The sequence below is a fragment of the Variovorax sp. P4_B10 genome, assembly GCF_056402375.1.
Map to the genome: position 1 here is coordinate 50,575 of NZ_JBFUHN010000015.1, position 17,951 is coordinate 68,525.

Genomic DNA, 17,951 nt, shown 5'->3' on the forward strand with positions numbered 1-17,951 from the left:
GATTATCCCGCGCCGCCCTGCGAAGCCGCCACTTGCCAGTCGAGTTCCCATGCGCCCGAAAGGACGTTTTGCAGCCAGAGGGTGCAGGTCAGCGTCTTGGCGTCGGTCACGGTGCCGTCGCGGCACCAGTCGGCCAGCGCCTGCGGCGTGGCGGTGAACACGTCGAGGAACTCGCCGTGGTCGAGCTGGCGCTCGCCGAGCGAAAGGCCGCGCGCGAAATAGATGTGGATGATCTCGGTCGAATACGCCACGGCCAGGTGCATGGCGCCCGCATGCGCCCATTCGCGCGCGGTGTAGCCGGTTTCCTCGAGCAGTTCGCGCTGGCCGCAGACGAACGGGTCTTCGCCCGCATCGAGCTTGCCGGCCGGAAACTCGACCATCACATGGCCGACCGGGTAGCGGAACTGGCGCTCCAGCACCACGCGACCGTCGTCCAGCATCGGGATCACCACCACGGCGCCGGGATGCACCACGTATTCACGGGTGGCGCTGTGGCCGTCGGGCAGGCGGATGGTGTCGCGCTTGGCCTGCAGGAAATTGCCCTTAAAGAGCTCCTCGCTGCCGATGAGCTCTTCCTTCAGGTGCGAATCGGCGATGGGAGAAGTCATGTGAGTCAGTGCCTGTGCTTCATGAGATAGCGCCAGGTGAACCCTGGGAAGGCCAGCACGATGAAGAGCGCGCCGGTCACCGCATAGAACTCCCAGCCCTGCGAGGCGATCTGCCCTGCCCTGCGCTCGAACAGCAGGCCGATGCCGCCGGCAATGAAGTACAGCACCACCAATTCGGCAAAGCGTATTGCGAGCGACTTGGGCTTCGTCGGCAGCGGCGCGACACCGAACAGGCGGTCGTTGAAGAACGGCAGGTTGGCAGCCACCAGCGCCACCAGCAGCACGACCCAGACCGACGCGGTTTGCGACACCGGGGGCCGGCCGCGTCAGTGGGCCAGCGTGGCCGCGATCGCGTCGTAGCACAGCGTCATCAGACCGCCGGGCAGGACGCCGAGAACCAGGATCAGTGCGCCGTTGATCGTGAGCACGGTGCGCACGTCGAACGAAGCCGAGACGGTGGTCGCCGTGACGGGTGCGTCGAAGTACATGACCTTGACCACGCGCAGGTAGTAGAAGGCGCCGACCAGCGACATCATCACGGCGAACACCGCGAGGCCGATGTAGATCGCCTGGCCCGATGCGATCAGTGCCTGCAGCACGGCCAGCTTCGCGTAGAAGCCGACCAGCGGCGGCAGGCCGGCCAGAGAGAACATCGCGACCGCCATCACGCCGGCATACAGCGGGCTGCGCTGGTTGAGACCGGCGAGGTCGGTGATCTCTTCGCTTTCGAAGCCTTCGCGCGCCAGCAGCAGGATGATGCCGAAGCTCGCCAGCGTGGTCAGCACGTAGGTCACGATATAGAACATCGAGGCGCTGTAGGCGGCCTGTGCGTTCTGCGTGCCCTGCAGGTCCGAACCGGCGACCAGGCCCAGCAGCATGAAGCCCATCTGCGAGATGGTCGAGTAGGCCAGCATGCGCTTGAGGTTGCTCTGCGCAATGGCGGCGAGGTTGCCGATCAGCAGCGAAGCCACGGCCAGCACGGCCAGCATCTGCTGCCAGTCGATCGCGAGCGGCTGCAGGCCGTCGACCAGCAGGCGGATGATGATGCCGAAGGCCGCCAGTTCGGGCGCCGCGCCGATCAGCAGCGTGACGGCCGTCGGGGCGCCCTGGTAGACGTCGGGCACCCACATGTGGAAAGGCGCTGCCCCCACCTTGAACGCCAGGCCGGCCACGATGAACACCAGGCCGAACACCAGCACCTGGTGGTTGACCTTGCCGGTGGAGATCGCCTTGAACACTTCGTTGAGGTCGAGCGAGCCGGTGGCACCGTACATCATCGAGAGGCCGTAGAGCAGGAAGCCGCTGGCCATCGCGCCGAGCACGAAGTACTTCATGGCCGCCTCGCTGGCCACCGCGTTGTCGCGGCGCAGCGCCACGAGCGCATAGCTCGACAGCGTGAGCAGTTCGAGGCCCAGGTAGATCAGCAGGAAGTTGCTGCCCGAGATCATCACGAACATGCCCAGCAGCGCGAACATGCTCACGGTGAACAGTTCGCCGCCGCGCAGCATCTCGCGGTCGGCCGCATAGGGACGGCCGTAGACCAGCGTGACCATCAGGGCAAGCGTGGAGAAGCACTTGAGCCAGTTGCCCATCGAGTCGCTCACGACCATGCCGCCGAAGCCGTAGGACGTCTTGCCGTCGAGCGCGGCCATGCCGGTGAGCACGGCCACCACGGCCAGCGTGAGCAGCGTCAGCACGTAGGTGCGGGTGCGGCGCGGGCTCGTGTCCGACAGGTCGACCAGCGCAATGATGCAGGCCATGACCAGCAACACGATTTCGGGGTAGATCGTGACCCAGCTGAGTTTGTCAATCATCTCGTTCTCTTGTCTTCAGCGTGGCATCAGAGGGGCAGCTTCGAAATCGCCACGTGGCGAAGAAGCTCGGCCACGGAAGCGTTCATCACATCGGTGAAGGGCTTCGGATACAGGCCCATCCACAGCACGGCGATTGCCAGCAGCGACAGCATCAGGAACTCGCGGGCATTGATGTCGCTGAGTTCCTTGACGTGGTCGTTGCCGACCGGGCCGAGGTACACGCGCTTGTACATCCAGAGGGTGTAGGCCGCACCGAAGATCAGCGCGGTGGCTGCGCCCATGCCGAGCCAGAAGTTGGCCTTCACGGCGCCCAGGATGACCATCCACTCGCCCACGAAACCGGCGGTGCCCGGCAGGCCGCAATTGGCCATGGCGAACAGCAGCGCGAACGCGGCGAACTTGGGCATGGTGTTGACCACGCCGCCGTAGTCGGCGATCTGGCGCGAATGCACGCGGTCGTACAGCACGCCGATGCCGAGGAACATGGCGCCCGAAACGAAGCCGTGCGCAATCATCTGCACGATGCCGCCGGACACGCCGAGTTCGTTGAAGATGAAGAAGCCGAGCGTCACGAAGCCCATGTGGGCGACCGACGAGTAAGCCACCAGCTTCTTCATGTCTTCCTGCACCAGCGCCACCAGGCCGACGTAGATCACCGCGATCAGCGACAGCGCGATCATGAGCCAGGCCCATTCGTGCGAGGCATCGGGCGCGATCGGCATCGAGAAGCGCAGGAAGCCGTAGGCGCCCAGCTTCAGCATGATCGCGGCCAGCACGGCCGAGCCGCCGGTGGGCGCCTCGACGTGCACGTCCGGCAGCCAGGTGTGGACCGGCCACATCGGCACCTTGACGGCAAAGGCTGCGAAGAAGGCAAAGAACAGGAAGGTCTGCGCCGTCGAACCCAGCGGCAGCTTGTGCCAGGCCAGGATGTCGAAGCTGCCACCCGACTTGTTGTACAGGAAGATCAGCGCCACCAGCATCAGCAGCGAGCCGAGCAAGGTGTAGATGAAGAACTTGAACGCCGCGTAGATCTTGTTCGGGCCGCCCCAGATACCGATGATCAGGTACATCGGGATCAGCGTGGCTTCGAAGAACACGTAGAACAGCACGCCGTCGAGCGCGGCGAACACGCCGATCATGAAGCCCGACAGGATCAGGAACGCGCCCATGTACTGGTTCACGCGCTCGGTGATCACTTCCCAGGCCGAGATCACGACCACGACCGTGATGAACGACGTCAGCAGCACCAGCCAGAGCGACAAGCCGTCAAGACCGATGTGGTAATTGACGTTGAAGCGAGAGATCCAGCCCGTCTTTTCGACGAACTGCATCGCGGCGGTGCCGGCCTGGAAGCGCGTGTACAGCGGCACCGTGACCAGGAAGCTCACGATGGCACCGACGAGCGCGACCCAGCGCACGCCCTTGGCATGCTCGTCGCGGCCAAACGCCAGCAGCACGGCGCCGAATGCGATCGGCACCCAGATGGCAAGGCTCAACAAACCCATTTTTCTTTTTCTCCAGCGCTTGAGGACTCAGCGTTTGAACCAGACGAAGTACGTCATCAGGATGAAGATGCCGAGCAGCATCGCGAAGGCGTAGTGGTAGATGTAGCCCGACTGCACCCAGCGAACCACGCTCGAGACACGGCCGACCACTTTCCAGGAACCGTTGACCATGGCGCCGTCGATCAGGCCCTGGTCGCCGCCCTTCCACAGGCCGGTGCCGAGCAGGCGCGCGCCGCGGGCGAGGATGTTCTCGTTGATCCAGTCGAAGTAGTACTTGTTCTCGAGCAGGCGGTAGACCGGACCGAAGGCGCGCTTGATCGCGGCCGGCAGCGCCGGGTTGACCATGTACATGTAGAACGAGAGCACCACCCCTGCCAGCGCCAGCCAGAACGGCGCGGCCTGCAGGCCGTGGATCGCCATCGCCACCGGGCCGTGGAAGGCTTCTTCCAGCTCCTTCATGGCGTGGTGCTTGTTGGCATCGACAAAGATCGCGCTCTTGAAGAACTCGCCGAAGAGCATCGGCTCGATCGTCATGAAGCCGATCACCACGGACGGGATGGCCAGCAGAACCAGCGGCAGCCACACCACCCAGGGCGATTCGTGCGGCTTCTGGCCGTGATGGCCATGGTTCTCGTCGTGCTCAGCATGTTCGTCGTGATGGTGCGCGTCGGGATTCTGGTCGTAGCGCTCCTTGCCGTGGAACACCAGGAAGTACATGCGGAACGAGTAGAACGCCGTCACGAACACGCCGGCCAGCACCGCGTAGTAGGCGAACTGCGCGCCCCACAGGTGGCTTTCGTGCACCGCTTCGATGATGCTGTCCTTCGAATAGAAACCGGCGAAGAACGGCGTGCCGATCAGCGCGAGCGAACCCAGCAGCGAGGTGATCCAGGTGATCGGCATGTACTTGCGCACGCCGCCCATCCAGCGGATGTCCTGGTTGTGGTGCATGCCGATGATCACCGAGCCGGCGCCGAGGAACAGCAGCGCCTTGAAGAAGGCGTGCGTCATCAGGTGGAACACGGCGACCGAGTACGCCGAGGCGCCGAGCGCCACCGTCATGTAGCCGAGCTGCGAGAGCGTCGAGTACGCGACCACGCGCTTGATGTCGTTCTGGATGATGCCCAGGAAACCCATGAAGAGCGCCGTGATCGCACCGATCACCAGCACGAAGCTCAGGGCCGTGTCGCTGAGTTCGAACAGCGGCGACATGCGCGCCACCATGAAGATGCCGGCCGTGACCATGGTCGCGGCGTGGATCAGCGCGGAGATGGGCGTCGGGCCTTCCATCGAGTCGGGCAGCCACACGTGCAGCGGAAACTGCGCGCTCTTGCCCATGGCGCCGATGAACAGGCAGATGCAGATCACGGTCACCAGCATCCACTCGGTGCCGGGGAAGGTGATGCCAGCCAGCATATTAGCCTTGGCGAAGGCCTCGCCGTAGTTCAGCGTGCCGGCGTAGGCCGCGATCAGGCCGATGCCGAGGATGAAGCCGAAGTCGCCCACGCGGTTGACGATGAAGGCCTTCATGTTCGCGAAGATCGCGGTCGGCCTGTTGAACCAGAAGCCGATCAGCAGGTACGACACCAGGCCCACCGCTTCCCAGCCGAAGAACAGCTGGAGCATGTTGTTGCTCATGACGAGCATCAGCATCGAGAAGGTGAACAGCGAGATGTACGCGAAGAAGCGGTTGTAGCCGTCGTCTTCCTCCATGTAGCCGATGGTGTAGATGTGGACCATCAGCGACACGAAGGTCACCACGCACATCATCATGGCGGTGAGGCCGTCGACCAGGAAGCCGACTTCCATCTTGAGGCCGCCCACGACCATCCATTCGTAGAGGGTGGCATTGAAGCGGGCGCCGTCGACCACCACGCTCTTGAGCGTCATGGCGGAGATGACGAAGGCGACGAACACGCCGAGGATGGTCAGCGAATGCGTGACCTTGCGGCCGATGTGATTGCCGCCGAACTGGGTGCCGAACAGGCCGGCGACGACGGCGCCGACCAGGGGTGCCAGCGGCACGGCCAGCAGGGCGGATGCGGAAAGGGTTGCGCTCATGTTGATTTCAACCCTTGAGCGAGTTGAGTTCGTCGACGTTGATGTTCGACTTGTTGCGGAACAGCAGCACCAGCAAGGCCAGGCCGATGGCCGACTCGGCCGCTGCCACCGTCAGGATGAAGAACACGAAGATCTGGCCGTGCATGTCGCCCAGATAGTGCGAGAACGCCACGAAGTTCATGTTGACCGCGAGCAGCATCAGCTCGATGGCCATCAGCAGCACGATCAGGTTCTTGCGGTTCAGGAAGATGCCGATCACCGACAGCGCGAAGAGCATCGCGCCGAGGGAGAGGAAGTGTCCGAGCGTGAGCGTCATGCCTTGTTTTCCTTTGCCGCATCTGCATCCACCACGGGTTCGGCGGCGCGCGTGACCGGCATCTGCACGATGCGCACGCGGTCGCGCGCCTTCACGCGCACCTGGTCCGACGGGTTGACGTACTTGCTGTCCTTGCGGGTGCGCAGCGTCAACGCGATGGCGGCGACGATGGCCACGAGCAGGATGACCGCGGCAATTTCCAGCGGATAGAGGTATTCGGAATACAGCAGCTTGCCGAGCTCGAGCGTGTTCGAGCTGTTGGCAGTGGTGGCCGCCATGGCGCGCGGCCCTTCGCCGAGGCGGAAGCCGCCCATCAGCACGGCCGCCATTTCGAGTGCGATCAGCGCGCCGACACCGGCTGCAAGCGGAAAGTGCTTCCAGAAACCCTGCCGCAGGCTGTCGACGTTGATGTCCAGCATCATCACGACAAAGAGGAACAGCACCATCACGGCACCGACATACACCAGCACGAGCGAGATCGCGAGGAACTCGGCGCGCAGCAGCAGCCAGATGGCCGAAGCCTGGAAGAAAGCCAGCACCAGATACAGCGCGGCATACACGGGATTGCGGGCGGTGATGACGCGGAAGGCTGCGAACAGCAGCACCACGGCAAACAGATAGAACAGACCGGTCTTGACGTCCATTGGAATTCGAATTGGTACGGGTTTCGGGCTGAACTGGATCAGCGGTACTTGGCGTCGGCCGCCTTGTTCGCTGCAATTTCTTTTTCGTAGCGGTCGCCCACGGCCAGCAGCATGTCCTTGGTGAAGTACAGGTCGCCGCGCTTTTCGCCGTGGTATTCGAAGATGTGGGTCTCGACGATCGAGTCGACCGGGCAGCTCTCTTCGCAGAAGCCGCAGAAGATGCACTTGGTCAGGTCGATGTCGTAGCGCGTGGTGCGGCGCGAGCCGTCGTCGCGCACCTCGGACTCGATGGTGATGGCCAGCGCCGGACAGACGGCTTCGCAGAGCTTGCAGGCAATGCAGCGCTCTTCGCCGTTTTCATAGCGGCGCAGTGCGTGCAGGCCGCGGAAGCGCGGCGACAGCGGCGTCTTCTCTTCGGGGAACTGCACCGTGATCTTGCGGGCGAAGGCGTACTTGCCGGTGATGGCCAGGCCCTTGAACAGCTCGAGCAGCATGAAGCTGCCCAGGAAGTCCTTGAGCGAGAACGGAGCGGACGTTGGTGCGGTATGCGCAGCAGACATGATGTTGGCGCTTCCAGTTATTTCCAGATGTTGAACGGCGTCTGCATCCAGGCACCGACCACGACCAGCCACACGAGCGTGACGGGAATGAAGATCTTCCAGCCCAGACGCATGATCTGGTCATAGCGGAAGCGCGGGAACGTCGAGCGGACCCACAGGAACATGGTGACCACACAGAAGGTCTTGACACCGAGCCAGATCCAGCCCGGAATGAAGCTCAGGAACTCGAACGGCGGCAGCCATCCTCCGAGGAACAGCACGACGCACAGGATCGAGACCAGCCACATGTTGGCGTATTCGGCCAGGAAGAACATCGCGAAGCTCATGCCCGAGTACTCGATCATGTGGCCCGCGACGATCTCGGATTCGCCTTCGACCACGTCGAAGGGATGGCGGTTGGTTTCCGCCAGGCCCGAGATGAAGTAGACGACGAAGATCGGCAGCAGCGACAGCCAGTTCCACGACAGGAATCCGATGCCCATCCCCGCGAAGGTGCCCTTGCCCTGCCCCATCACGATGTCGGTCATGTTCAGGCTGGCCGAGACCATCAGCACCACGACGAAGCAGAAGCCCATCGCGATTTCGTAGCTCACCATCTGTGCCGAGGCGCGCAGCGCGCCCAGGAAGGCGTACTTCGAATTCGAAGCCCAGCCGGCGATGATCACGCCGTAGACCTCGAGCGAGGTGATGGCCATCACGAACAGCAGGCCGGCGTTGATGTTGGCGAGCGCCACGTCGGGACCGAAGGGAATCACCGCCCATGCGGCCAGCGCCGGCATGATGGTCATGATCGGGCCCAGCAGGAACAGGCCCTTGTTGGCGACCGTCGGAAGAATGATTTCCTTGGTCATCAGCTTGAGCGCGTCGGCGATCGGCTGGAGCAGGCCCAGCGGTCCGATGCGGTTCGGGCCGATGCGGATCTGCGTGAAGCCGATGGCCTTGCGTTCCCACAGCGTGAGGTAGGCCACGGCCCCCATCAGCGGGATCACGACCACGATGATCTTGATCAGCGTCCAGATCACCGGCCATGCCACGGCCGTCCACCAGCCCGCCGCGACCAGCCCCTGGCCGAAGCCATGAATCGTGTCGATCATGCCAATGCCTCCTCGGCACGGGCCGGTGCGACCGATGCGTTGCGCGCATCGGCGGTCAGTTGCAGCGACGGTGCACGGCGCACGATGGCGTCGAGCTGGTAGATGCTCGCAACCACGGGTGCCGGCGCTGCGCCGTTGGAAGCGACAGCTTTCGCGGCTGTCGCATTGTTCAAGGCGTTGGCCGGAACGGCGCCGCCCTCGCCTACCGTGCGCAGCACGTCGGCGGTCGATTCGAATGCGAAGCCCGGCAGACCCAGCAGATTGGCCAGCACGCGCAGCACCTTCCACGCCGGACGCGTTTCGCCTTGCGGCTTCACGACGGCATGGAAACCTTGCAGGCGGCCTTCGGCATTGACGAAGGTGCCGGGCGTTTCGGTGAACGGAGCGATCGGGAGCAGCACGTCGCTGAACTCGAGGTTGGCCTTGAAGGGACTCAGCGTGACGACCATTTGCGCATTGCCGATGACATCGGCAGCAGCGGCGCCGGCGGCCGAGTCGAACACCGGTTCGGTGTTCAGCAGCAGCACGGCCTTGAGGCCGGAGCCGGTGGCAAGCATGCGGCCGGCATCGAGGCCGCCGTTCTTCGGGAAGGCGCCGACGAGCTGCGCGCCCACGGTGTTGGCGGCTTCGGTCAGGTAGCCGACGGTGGCGCCGGTCTGTGCGCCGATCCAGTTCGCGAGGGCCAGCAGGCTGCTGGCTTGCGCATGGTGGGCGGCGGCATTGCCGAGCAGGATGGCCTTGCGCTCGCCACTCAGCAGCGAGGCTGCGATGGCTTGTGCGGCGGCGTCCGGTGCATTCTTCGGCGCCAGCGGTGCGGCCGCGCCGTTGGTCTGGCCGATGGCGGCGGCGACGGCTGCCAGTGCTTCGACCCACTGGTCGGCCTCGACGATCGACGATTGCGCCGCGTGGATGGCCCAGGCATCGCGGTCTGCCATCAGGCTGGCCGAGGTGATCACCGACAGTGCGGCGCCCTTGCGCACGGCCTGGCGGATGCGCTGTGCGAACAGCGGGTGGTCCTTGCGCAGGTTCGAGCCGACGACCAGCGCGCGCTGCACTTGCGTGAGCGAGGCGATCGAAGTGCCGAGCCAGCGCACGCCTTCGAACGCCGTGAATTCGGCGTTGCGCAGGCGGTAGTCGATGTTGTCGCTGCCGAGTTCACGCGTGAGCATGGCGGCGAGCTGCAGCTCTTCGAGCGTGCTGTGCGGGCTCACCAGCGTACCGATGCTCTGCGCGCCGTGGTCGGCCTTGATCTGCTTCAGGCCGTTGGCCACGTATTCGAGCGCGGTCTGCCAGTCGACCTGCTGCCATTGGCCGCCCTGCTTCAGCATGGGCTGCGTCAGGCGTTCCGGGCCGTTGAGCGCTTCGTACGAGAAGCGGTCGCGGTCGGCGATCCAGCATTCGTTGACGTCTTCGTTCTCGAGCGGCACCACGCGCATCACGCGGTTGTTCTTGACCTGTACGATCAGGTTGGCACCGGTGGAGTCGTGCGGGCTGACCGACTTGCGGCGCGACAGTTCCCAGGTGCGGGCGCTGTAGCGGAAGGGCTTGCTCGTGAGCGCGCCGACCGGGCAGATGTCGATCATGTTGCCCGACAGTTCCGAGTCGACCGAGTCGCCGAGGAAGGTTTCGATTTCGGAGTGCTCGCCGCGGTGCGACATGCCGAGCTCCATCACGCCGGCCACTTCCTGGCCAAAGCGGACGCAGCGCGTGCAATGGATGCAGCGGCTCATTTCTTCCATGCTGATCAGCGGGCCCACGTCCTTGTGGAACACGACGCGCTTTTCTTCTTCGTAGCGCGAAGAAGAACCGCCGTAGCCCACGGCCAGGTCCTGCAGCTGGCATTCGCCGCCCTGGTCGCAGATCGGACAGTCCAGCGGGTGGTTGATCAGGAGGAACTCCATGACCGACTGCTGCGCCTTGATGGCCTTCTCGCTCTTGGTGCGGACGATCATGCCCTGCGTGACGGGCGTGGCGCAGGCCGGCATCGGCTTGGGCGCCTTTTCAACGTCGACCAGGCACATGCGGCAGTTGGCCGCGATGCTGAGTTTCTTGTGATAGCAGAAGTGCGGGATGTAGGTGCCCGCCTTGTCGGCCGCATGCATCACCATGCTGCCTTCGGTCACTTCGACCTTCTTGCCGTCGAGTTCGATTTCGATCATGAGTATGTTTCTTCTCGCGCTCAGGCCTTGACGGGCGCCGTCGGGACGTGGCCCGGGATCAGGGCTTCGAACTCGTGGCGGAAGTGCTTGATCATGGCGCGCACGGGCATTGCCGCCGCATCGCCGAGCGCGCAGATGGTGCGCCCCATGATGTCGCCGGCGACGGAGTCCAGCAGCTGCATGTCGCTGGGCTTGCCCTTCCCGTTGTGGATGCGGTCCACCACGCGGTAGAGCCAGCCCGTGCCTTCGCGGCACGGCGTGCACTGGCCGCAGGACTCGTGCATGTAGAAATACGAGAGGCGCTTGAGCGACTCGACCATCGAGCGGCTGTCGTCCATGACGATCACCGCGCCCGAGCCCAGCATGGAGCCGGCCTTGGCGATGGAGTCGTAGTCCATCGTGCATTCCATCATGATCGATGCGGGCAGCACCGGCGCCGACGATCCGCCGGGGATCACCGCCTTGAGCGTGCGGCCCTTGCGCACGCCACCGGCCAGCTCGAGCAGCTTGGAGAACGGCGTGCCCATCGGCACTTCGTAGTTGCCCGGCAGTTCGACGTCACCGCTCACCGAGTAGATCTTGGTGCCGCCGTTGTTCGGCTTGCCGCACTCGAGGTAGGCCGGGCCGCCGTTGCGGATGATCCAGGGCACCGCCGCGAAGGTCTCGGTGTTGTTGATGGTGGTCGGCTTGCCATAGAGGCCGAAGCTCGCCGGGAACGGCGGCTTGAAGCGCGGCTGGCCCTTCTTGCCCTCGAGAGATTCGAGCAGCGCGGTTTCCTCGCCGCAGATGTAGGCGCCGAAGCCGTGGGCGGCGTGCAACTGGAAGTTGTACGTGCTGCCCATGATCTTGTCGCCGAGGTAGCCGGCGGCGCGCGCTTCTTCGAGGGCTTCCTCGAAGCGGTCGTAGGTCTGGAAGATCTCGCCGTGGATGTAGTTGTAGCCCACGCTGATGCCCATCGCATACGCGGCGATGGCCATGCCTTCGATCACGATGTGCGGGTTGAACTGCAGGATGTCGCGGTCCTTGCACGTGCCCGGCTCGCCTTCGTCCGAATTGCAGACGAGGTACTTCTGGCCCGGGAACTGGCGGGGCATGAAGCTCCACTTGAGACCGGTCGGGAAACCCGCGCCACCACGGCCGCGCAGGCCGGAGGACTTGACCTCGGCGATCACCTGGTCGGACGTGAGGCCCTCGGTGAGGATCTTGCGCAGCGCCTGGTAGCCGCCGCGCGCTTCGTAGTCGGCCAGGCGCCAGTTGGTGCCGTCGAGACCGGCATAGATCTGCGGCTCGATGTGGCGGTCATGGAAACAGGTCTGGACGCCCGTTGCCTGGAACTGCTGGAGCACTTGTTCGGGTGACATCAGGCAGCCTCCCCTTTGGTGGAGCCGCGCAGGCCTTCGATGAGCTGGTCGAGCTTCTCGTTGCTCATGAAGCTGCACATGGTGCGGTCGTTGACCAGCATCACGGGCGAATCGGCGCAGGCGCCGAGGCATTCGCTCTGCTGCAGCGTGAACAGGCCGTCGGCCGTGGTCTCGCCCATCTTGATGCCGAGCTTCTTCTCGAGGTGAACGAGCGCGGTGACGCCGTCGCGCAGCTGGCACGGCAGGTTGGTGCACACGTTGAGCTTGAACGTGCCCACCGGATGCTGGTTGTACATGTTGTAGAAGGTCGTGACCTCGTGCACGGCAATGGGCGCCATGCCGAGGTAGTCGGCAATCTCGCGCTCGCGCTGCACGCTGACGAAGCCTTCGTCCTGCTGGACGATGGCCAGGCAGGCCATCACGGCCGATTGCTTGCCTGCTTCGGGATACTTGGCGACCTCGCGCGCGAAGCGCTCGAGGATTTCAGCCTTCAGCGGCGCCGAGGGCGCGGCATGGCCGTCATGGTGGGTCGAGGGAGTCGTCATTCGCTCTTTCTCACCTGTCGATTTCGCCGAACACGATGTCCATCGTGCCGATCACCGCGACAGCGTCGGCGATCATGTGACCGCGCGACATTTCGTCGAGGGCGGCGAGGTGCGGGAAACCGGGTGCGCGGATCTTCAGGCGGTAGGGCTTGTTGGCGCCGTCGCTCACGAGATAGATGCCGAACTCGCCCTTCGGATGCTCGACGGCGGCATAGGCCTCGCCTTCGGGCACGTGGAAGCCTTCGGTGAAGAGCTTGAAATGGTGGATCAGCTCCTCCATGTTCGCCTTCATCGATTCGCGCGCAGGCGCGGCGACCTTGTGGTTGTCGGTGATCACCGGGCCGGGGTTGGCACGCAGCCACGCCGAGCACTGCTGGATGATCTTGTTGGCCTGGCGCATTTCTTCGACGCGCACGAGGTAGCGGTCGTAGCAGTCGCCGGTCTTGCCCACGGGCACGTCGAACTGCATCTGGTCGTAGACGTCGTAGGGCTGCTTCTTGCGCAGGTCCCACTCGATGCCCGAGCCGCGCAGCATGGGGCCGGTGAAGCCGAGGTTCAGCGCGCGCTCCGGCGTCACGACGCCGATGCCCACGGTGCGCTGCTTCCAGATGCGGTTGTCGGTGAGCAGCGTTTCGTACTCGTCGACCATCTTCGGGAAGCGCTTGCAGAAGTCGTCGATGAAGTCGAGCAGCGAACCCTGGCGGTTTTCGTTGAGACGTTCGATCGCCTTCGCGTTCTTGATCTTGCTGACCTTGTACTGCGGCATCGCGTCCGGCAGGTCGCGGTAGACGCCGCCCGGACGGAAATAGGCCGCATGCATGCGCGCGCCCGACACGGCTTCGTACATGTCGAACAGGTCTTCACGCTCGCGGAAGCAGTAGATGAGCATGTTCATCGCACCGCAGTCGAGGCCGTGTGCGCCGAGCCACAGCAGGTGGTTCAGAAGGCGGGTGATCTCGGCGAACATCACGCGGATGTACTGCGCGCGGATGGGCACGTCCAGGCCCATCATCCGCTCGATGGCGAGGCAGTAGGCGTGCTCGTTGGACATCATCGACACGTAGTCGAGGCGGTCCATGTAGGGCAGCGACTGGATGAAGGTGCGCGATTCGGCAAGCTTCTCGGTCGCGCGGTGCAGCAGGCCGATGTGCGGGTCGGCGCGCTGGATCACTTCGCCATCGAGCTCGAGCACCAGGCGCAGCACGCCGTGCGCTGCCGGATGCTGGGGACCGAAGTTGAGGGTGTAGTTCTTGATTTCGGCCATATCAGTGCAAACCGCCGCCGTAGTTGTCTTCACGGATCACGCGCGGCGTGATTTCCCGCGGCTCGATCGATACCGGCTGGTACACGACGCGTTTCTGCTCTTCGTCGTAGCGCATCTCGACGTAACCCGACACCGGGAAGTCCTTGCGGAACGGATGGCCGATGAAGCCGTAGTCGGTCAGGATGCGGCGCAGGTCGTCGTGACCGTCGAACACGATGCCGTAGAGATCGAAGGCTTCGCGCTCGAACCAGGTGGCCGCGCTCCAGACGGGCTGGAGCGAATCGACCACGGGCAGGTCTTCGCTGGGCGCGAACACCTTGAGGCGCACGCGCTGGTTGAGGGTCACCGACAGCAGGTGCGAAACGACGCAGAAGCGCTCGCCCTGCCACTCGCCTTCGCGGTAGTCGGAATAGTCCATGCCGCAGAGGTCGATCAGCTGCTCGAAACGGCAGCCGGGCGCATCGCGCAGCAGCGTGGCGGCTTCGATGTAGTCGGCAGCAGCCACCACCACGGTCACTTCGCCCAGTGCGAGCGTGACGCTCCTGGCCTTGGCACCGAGCGCCTCGGTGATGGTGGCGCGCAGCACCTCCGGCGAAATTGCAAAATCGGTCATCGTCGGCAATCTCTCAGGCGCGGGCAATGGTGTTGGTGCGGCGAATCTTCTGCTGCAGCTGGATCACGCCGTAAAGCAGCGCTTCGGCGGTGGGCGGGCAACCCGGCACATAGACGTCGACGGGCACGATGCGGTCGCAGCCACGCACGACCGAATAACTGTAGTGGTAGTAGCCGCCGCCATTGGCGCACGAGCCCATCGAGAGCACCCAGCGCGGCTCGGGCATCTGGTCGTAGACCTTGCGCAGCGCCGGCGCCATCTTGTTGCACAGCGTGCCGGCCACGATCATCAGGTCGGACTGGCGCGGACTCGGACGGAACAGCATCCCGAAACGGTCGATGTCGTAGCGGGCAGCACCCGCGTGCATCATTTCGACCGCACAGCATGCGAGGCCGAAGGTCATCGGCCAGAGGGATCCGGTTTTCGCCCAGTTCACCACCGAGTCGTAGGTGGTGGTGACGAAACCTTCTTTGAGAACGCCTTCAATGGCCATCGTGTGCTTTCCTTGTCATTCCCAGTCGAGCGCGCCTTTTTTCCACTCGTAGGCAAAGCCCACGACGAGGATGGCGAGAAAGATCATCATGGCCCAGAAGCCGACAGCACCGATCTCCTTGAGCGCAATGGCCCACGGGAAGAGAAAGGCAATTTCGAGATCGAACAGGATGAAGAGAATGGCGACGAGGTAATAGCGCACGTCGAACTTCATGCGCGCATCCTCGAAGGCCTCGAAGCCGCACTCGTAGGGCGCGTTCTTCGCAGCGTCAGGCCGGTTGGGCCCGAGGATGTATCCGATGACTTGGGGGGCGACGCCTACGCCGACTCCGACCAAAATGAACAAAAGGACCGGAAGGTAGGAATCGAGGTTCATCGAGAAATTTTTCACCGCTTGCCACCGGCAGAAGAACCTCTGGATGAGGTTTTCTGCCGATGAGATTTGGTGCGGTCGGCGAGACTCGAACTCGCACAGCTTTCGCCACTACCCCCTCAAGATAGCGTGTCTACCAATTTCACCACGACCGCGGTTTTGTCTGTCCAGATGGCATGAGGTACCTGCTAAGGCATTTGGCTTTCTGAACAGCTTTAGAGTTTACCCTGAAATACAGCCGTTTCTCGCTGACGACTGCATGAAAACGACTTGATTACTTGTTCGGAATCTGACCGGCGCCCGAAACCGGTGCGGCAGGTGCCGATGCCGGTGCGCTCGGAGCCGCTGCACCAGGAATTTCGCCTGCTGCACCAGAGGCCGGCACAGCCGGTGCACCCACCGCTGCGCGCTCGAGAAGGCTGCCGCCGCCCGCAGGGCGTGCATGGCTGAAGTACGCGAGCAACAGCGTGCATGCGAAGAACACCGCAGCCAGCACGGCCGTGGTACGCGAAAGGAAGTTTGCGCTGCCGCTGGCGCCGAACAGGCTGCCTGCGCTGCCGCTGCCGAAGGCGGCGCCCATGTCGGCACCCTTGCCGTGCTGGATCAGGATCAAGCCGATCATCGCGAGGGCTGACAGCATTTGCACGCCGACCAGAAGATTGAGGACCACGTTCATTCGTTCTTACTCCTAATTGATAGCAGCCGTTGCGCGTTCAGCGCGCAGCGGCAGAAATGATCTGCAGAAAGTCGGGGGCCTTGAGCGACGCGCCGCCGATGAGGCCGCCGTCGATGTCGGCCTGCGCCAGCAGTTCGGCGGCGTTGGCCGCGTTCATGCTGCCGCCGTAGAGGATGCGGATGCCGGCGGCGTGCTCGCTCGCTGCATGGTGCAGCTGCGCGCGCAGCACGGCATGCACCGCCTGCGCCTGCTCCGGCGAGGCCGTCTTGCCGGTGCCGATGGCCCAGACAGGCTCGTAGGCCACGACGATCTCGCTGATGCAGTGGCCATTCACATGGATCACCGCGGCCAGCTGGCGCTTGACGACCTCTTCGGTCTGCCCTGCTTCGCGCTGCGCCAGCGTCTCGCCGACGCAGACGATCGGCGTGATGCCGTTGGCCAATGCAGCAGCCGCCTTGGCAGCCACCGCTTCATCGGTCTCGCCGTGGTACTGCCGACGCTCGGAGTGACCGACGATGGCATAGCGCACGCCGAAATCCTTCAGCATCGCCGCCGATTGCTCGCCGGTGAACGCGCCCTGCGGATGCGCCGAAACGTCCTGCGCACCGAGCGCCAGCGACGGCGACCCCGCCAGCAGTGATTGCAGCTGGGCAAAGTACGGCGCCGGCGCGCACAGCGCGACATCGCAAGCGGCCGGGCTTGCAGCCAGGCCTTGTTGCAAGGCCTTCACCAGCGCCTCGTTGGCAGCCAGGCTGCCATTCATCTTCCAGTTGCCGGCGATCAGTTTCTTCTTGGTTGTCATCGCGTTGTTCGTTGTCACCATGTCAGCACGATCTTGCCGATGTGCTGGTTCGATTCCATCAGCGTGTGAGCCTGGGCTGCGCCACTGGGTTCACCCGCCGCCGCAAAAGTGCTGTGAATCACGGGCTTGATCGAGCCGCTTTCGAGCAGCGGCCAGACCTTCTCGCGCAATGCCTTGGCAATCGCACCCTTGAACGCCACCGGCCGCGGCCGCAGCGTGGAGCCCGTGATCGTGAGCCGCCTGCGCAGCACGAGGCCCGCATTGATCTGGCTCTTCACACCGCCCTGCACCGCAATGATCACGAGCCGGCCGTCTTCGGCCAGGCATTCGAGTTCGCGTGCCACATAGTCGCCGGCGACCATGTCGAGGATCACGTCCACGCCCTTGCCACCCGTGAGCTCCTTCGCCTTTTCAACGAAGTCGCTCGTGCGGTAGTTGATGGCGTGATCGGCCCCCAGCTTCTTGCAGGCTTCGCACTTGTCGTCGCTGCCGGCCGTGACGATCACGGTCGCACCGAGCGCCTTGGCGATCTGGATCGCCGTGACGCCGATGCCGCTCGAACCGCCCTGGATCAGCAGTGTCTCGCCCTTCTGCAGGCGGCCGCGCTCGAACACGTTGCTCCAGACGGTGAAGAAGGTCTCGGGCAGCGAAGCCGCAGCTACATCGCTCCAGCCCTTGGGCACCGGCAGGCATTGCGCCACGGGCGCCACGCACAGTTCGGCATAACCACCGCCCGCAATCAATGCGCAAACGTGGTCGCCGATCTTGAAGCCCGCCTCGGCCAGCGCCGCAGCGTCGCCCGACACGATCTCACCGGCCACTTCGAGGCCCGGCAGGTCGGATGCGCCCGGCGGCACCGGATAGTGACCCATGCGCTGCAGCACGTCGGGACGGTTGACGCCACTGGCCGCGACACGAATCAGCAGCTCGCCCGCACCCGCCACCGGATCGGGACGATCGGCCACGCGCAGCACCTCAGGGGCGCCGTACGAAGTGATTTCAATGGCTTTCATGGTCTTTCGGCCTCCAACGCCCGCAGGTGGGGCGCAGCTAGCTGTTCAAAA

General features: G+C 64.1%; 19 protein-coding genes and 1 tRNA gene. All 20 read right to left on the reverse strand.

What is annotated here, in order from left to right; all coding sequences use genetic code 11:
• Nucleotides 1-2 precede the first annotated feature (2 nt).
• The gene (locus tag AC1DXX_RS09950) at nucleotides 3-608 is read right to left on the reverse strand and encodes an NUDIX domain-containing protein (RefSeq protein WP_478134016.1); all 606 of its coding nucleotides are present in this window, start codon (nucleotides 606-608) and stop codon (nucleotides 3-5) included.
• A 5-nt stretch (nucleotides 609-613) separates the two neighbouring features.
• The gene (locus AC1DXX_RS09955) at nucleotides 614-919 is read right to left on the reverse strand and encodes a DUF2818 family protein (protein ID WP_478134017.1); all 306 of its coding nucleotides are present in this window, start codon (nucleotides 917-919) and stop codon (nucleotides 614-616) included.
• A 15-nt stretch (nucleotides 920-934) separates the two neighbouring features.
• Nucleotides 935-2,422: an NADH-quinone oxidoreductase subunit NuoN gene (gene nuoN, locus AC1DXX_RS09960; RefSeq protein WP_478134018.1), complete on the reverse strand. Its 1,488-nt coding sequence runs from the start codon at nucleotides 2,420-2,422 to the stop codon at nucleotides 935-937.
• 26 nt (nucleotides 2,423-2,448) lie between these two features.
• Nucleotides 2,449-3,927 carry an NADH-quinone oxidoreductase subunit M gene (locus AC1DXX_RS09965; protein ID WP_478134019.1) on the reverse strand — a complete coding sequence of 493 codons (1,479 nt, stop codon included), beginning with the start codon at nucleotides 3,925-3,927 and terminating at the stop codon, nucleotides 2,449-2,451.
• Nucleotides 3,928-3,954: 27 nt separating this feature from the next.
• On the reverse strand, nucleotides 3,955-5,988 hold the full coding sequence (gene nuoL / locus AC1DXX_RS09970) for an NADH-quinone oxidoreductase subunit L (protein WP_478134020.1): 2,034 nt from the start codon (nucleotides 5,986-5,988) through the stop codon (nucleotides 3,955-3,957).
• A 7-nt stretch (nucleotides 5,989-5,995) separates the two neighbouring features.
• Complete coding sequence (gene nuoK / locus AC1DXX_RS09975) at nucleotides 5,996-6,304, reverse strand: NADH-quinone oxidoreductase subunit NuoK (protein ID WP_007837741.1); 309 nt, start codon at nucleotides 6,302-6,304, stop codon at nucleotides 5,996-5,998.
• Entirely contained in the window at nucleotides 6,301-6,948 is a 648-nt protein-coding gene (locus AC1DXX_RS09980) for an NADH-quinone oxidoreductase subunit J (protein WP_478134021.1), read from the reverse strand. Before AC1DXX_RS09980 ends, nuoK begins: the two co-directional genes overlap by 4 nt.
• A 38-nt stretch (nucleotides 6,949-6,986) precedes the next feature.
• Complete coding sequence (gene nuoI / locus AC1DXX_RS09985; protein ID WP_478134022.1) at nucleotides 6,987-7,508, reverse strand: NADH-quinone oxidoreductase subunit NuoI; 522 nt, start codon at nucleotides 7,506-7,508, stop codon at nucleotides 6,987-6,989.
• A 17-nt stretch (nucleotides 7,509-7,525) separates the two neighbouring features.
• Nucleotides 7,526-8,602 carry an NADH-quinone oxidoreductase subunit NuoH gene (gene nuoH, locus AC1DXX_RS09990; protein WP_478134023.1) on the reverse strand — a complete coding sequence of 359 codons (1,077 nt, stop codon included), beginning with the start codon at nucleotides 8,600-8,602 and terminating at the stop codon, nucleotides 7,526-7,528.
• Nucleotides 8,599-10,761, reverse strand: coding sequence for an NADH-quinone oxidoreductase subunit NuoG (gene nuoG, locus AC1DXX_RS09995; protein WP_478134024.1), 2,163 nt, complete (start codon nucleotides 10,759-10,761; stop codon nucleotides 8,599-8,601). Before nuoG ends, nuoH begins: the two co-directional genes overlap by 4 nt.
• A 20-nt stretch (nucleotides 10,762-10,781) precedes the next feature.
• A complete protein-coding gene (gene nuoF, locus AC1DXX_RS10000; protein WP_478134025.1) occupies nucleotides 10,782-12,122 on the reverse strand; it encodes an NADH-quinone oxidoreductase subunit NuoF in 1,341 nt (446 codons plus the stop codon).
• Nucleotides 12,122-12,667, reverse strand: coding sequence for an NADH-quinone oxidoreductase subunit NuoE family protein (locus tag AC1DXX_RS10005; RefSeq protein WP_478134026.1), 546 nt, complete (start codon nucleotides 12,665-12,667; stop codon nucleotides 12,122-12,124). Before AC1DXX_RS10005 ends, nuoF begins: the two co-directional genes overlap by 1 nt.
• Nucleotides 12,668-12,677: 10 nt before the next feature.
• Nucleotides 12,678-13,931 (reverse strand): NADH-quinone oxidoreductase subunit D, encoded by a 1,254-nt coding sequence (locus AC1DXX_RS10010; RefSeq protein ID WP_429611292.1) that lies wholly within the window; start codon nucleotides 13,929-13,931, stop codon nucleotides 12,678-12,680.
• A 1-nt stretch (nucleotide 13,932) separates the two neighbouring features.
• On the reverse strand, nucleotides 13,933-14,544 hold the full coding sequence (locus AC1DXX_RS10015; protein ID WP_478134027.1) for an NADH-quinone oxidoreductase subunit C: 612 nt from the start codon (nucleotides 14,542-14,544) through the stop codon (nucleotides 13,933-13,935).
• A gap of 13 nt (nucleotides 14,545-14,557) precedes the next feature.
• Nucleotides 14,558-15,037, reverse strand: coding sequence for a NuoB/complex I 20 kDa subunit family protein (locus AC1DXX_RS10020; protein ID WP_007837763.1), 480 nt, complete (start codon nucleotides 15,035-15,037; stop codon nucleotides 14,558-14,560).
• A 15-nt stretch (nucleotides 15,038-15,052) separates the two neighbouring features.
• Complete coding sequence (locus AC1DXX_RS10025; protein ID WP_012748607.1) at nucleotides 15,053-15,412, reverse strand: NADH-quinone oxidoreductase subunit A; 360 nt, start codon at nucleotides 15,410-15,412, stop codon at nucleotides 15,053-15,055.
• A gap of 67 nt (nucleotides 15,413-15,479) precedes the next feature.
• Nucleotides 15,480-15,564: transfer RNA gene (locus AC1DXX_RS10030), tRNA-Leu, on the reverse strand.
• 119 nt (nucleotides 15,565-15,683) lie between these two features.
• The gene (gene secG, locus AC1DXX_RS10035) at nucleotides 15,684-16,085 is read right to left on the reverse strand and encodes a preprotein translocase subunit SecG (protein ID WP_478134028.1); all 402 of its coding nucleotides are present in this window, start codon (nucleotides 16,083-16,085) and stop codon (nucleotides 15,684-15,686) included.
• 37 nt (nucleotides 16,086-16,122) lie between these two features.
• Nucleotides 16,123-16,908 carry a triose-phosphate isomerase gene (gene tpiA / locus AC1DXX_RS10040; protein ID WP_478134029.1) on the reverse strand — a complete coding sequence of 262 codons (786 nt, stop codon included), beginning with the start codon at nucleotides 16,906-16,908 and terminating at the stop codon, nucleotides 16,123-16,125.
• Nucleotides 16,902-17,900: an NAD(P)H-quinone oxidoreductase gene (locus AC1DXX_RS10045; protein WP_478134030.1), complete on the reverse strand. Its 999-nt coding sequence runs from the start codon at nucleotides 17,898-17,900 to the stop codon at nucleotides 16,902-16,904. Before AC1DXX_RS10045 ends, tpiA begins: the two co-directional genes overlap by 7 nt.
• Between the last annotated feature and the right edge of the window lie 51 nt (nucleotides 17,901-17,951).

Excerpts from the sequence above, each read along its gene's own strand:
- AC1DXX_RS10045 (WP_478134030.1), bottom strand. The coding sequence starts at position 17,900 with ATGAAAGCCATTGAAATCACTTCGTACGGCGCCCCTGAGGTGCTGCGC.
- nuoF (WP_478134025.1), bottom strand. The coding sequence starts at position 12,122 with ATGTCACCCGAACAAGTGCTCCAGCAGTTCCAGGCAACGGGCGTCCAG.
- AC1DXX_RS09980 (WP_478134021.1), bottom strand. The coding sequence starts at position 6,948 with ATGGACGTCAAGACCGGTCTGTTCTATCTGTTTGCCGTGGTGCTGCTG.
- AC1DXX_RS10010 (WP_429611292.1), bottom strand. The coding sequence starts at position 13,931 with ATGGCCGAAATCAAGAACTACACCCTCAACTTCGGTCCCCAGCATCCG.
- AC1DXX_RS09950 (WP_478134016.1), bottom strand. The coding sequence starts at position 608 with ATGACTTCTCCCATCGCCGATTCGCACCTGAAGGAAGAGCTCATCGGC.
- AC1DXX_RS10020 (WP_007837763.1), bottom strand. The coding sequence starts at position 15,037 with ATGGCCATTGAAGGCGTTCTCAAAGAAGGTTTCGTCACCACCACCTAC.
- AC1DXX_RS10015 (WP_478134027.1), bottom strand. The coding sequence starts at position 14,544 with ATGACCGATTTTGCAATTTCGCCGGAGGTGCTGCGCGCCACCATCACC.
- AC1DXX_RS09965 (WP_478134019.1), bottom strand. The coding sequence starts at position 3,927 with ATGGGTTTGTTGAGCCTTGCCATCTGGGTGCCGATCGCATTCGGCGCC.
- secG (WP_478134028.1), bottom strand. The coding sequence starts at position 16,085 with ATGAACGTGGTCCTCAATCTTCTGGTCGGCGTGCAAATGCTGTCAGCC.
- nuoG (WP_478134024.1), bottom strand. The coding sequence starts at position 10,761 with ATGATCGAAATCGAACTCGACGGCAAGAAGGTCGAAGTGACCGAAGGC.
- nuoK (WP_007837741.1), bottom strand. The coding sequence starts at position 6,304 with ATGACGCTCACGCTCGGACACTTCCTCTCCCTCGGCGCGATGCTCTTC.
- AC1DXX_RS10025 (WP_012748607.1), bottom strand. The coding sequence starts at position 15,412 with ATGAACCTCGATTCCTACCTTCCGGTCCTTTTGTTCATTTTGGTCGGA.
- AC1DXX_RS10005 (WP_478134026.1), bottom strand. The coding sequence starts at position 12,667 with ATGACGACTCCCTCGACCCACCATGACGGCCATGCCGCGCCCTCGGCG.
- nuoI (WP_478134022.1), bottom strand. The coding sequence starts at position 7,508 with ATGTCTGCTGCGCATACCGCACCAACGTCCGCTCCGTTCTCGCTCAAG.
- nuoL (WP_478134020.1), bottom strand. The coding sequence starts at position 5,988 with ATGAGCGCAACCCTTTCCGCATCCGCCCTGCTGGCCGTGCCGCTGGCA.
- tpiA (WP_478134029.1), bottom strand. The coding sequence starts at position 16,908 with ATGGTGACAACGAACAACGCGATGACAACCAAGAAGAAACTGATCGCC.
- nuoN (WP_478134018.1), bottom strand. The coding sequence starts at position 2,422 with ATGATTGACAAACTCAGCTGGGTCACGATCTACCCCGAAATCGTGTTG.
- nuoH (WP_478134023.1), bottom strand. The coding sequence starts at position 8,602 with ATGATCGACACGATTCATGGCTTCGGCCAGGGGCTGGTCGCGGCGGGC.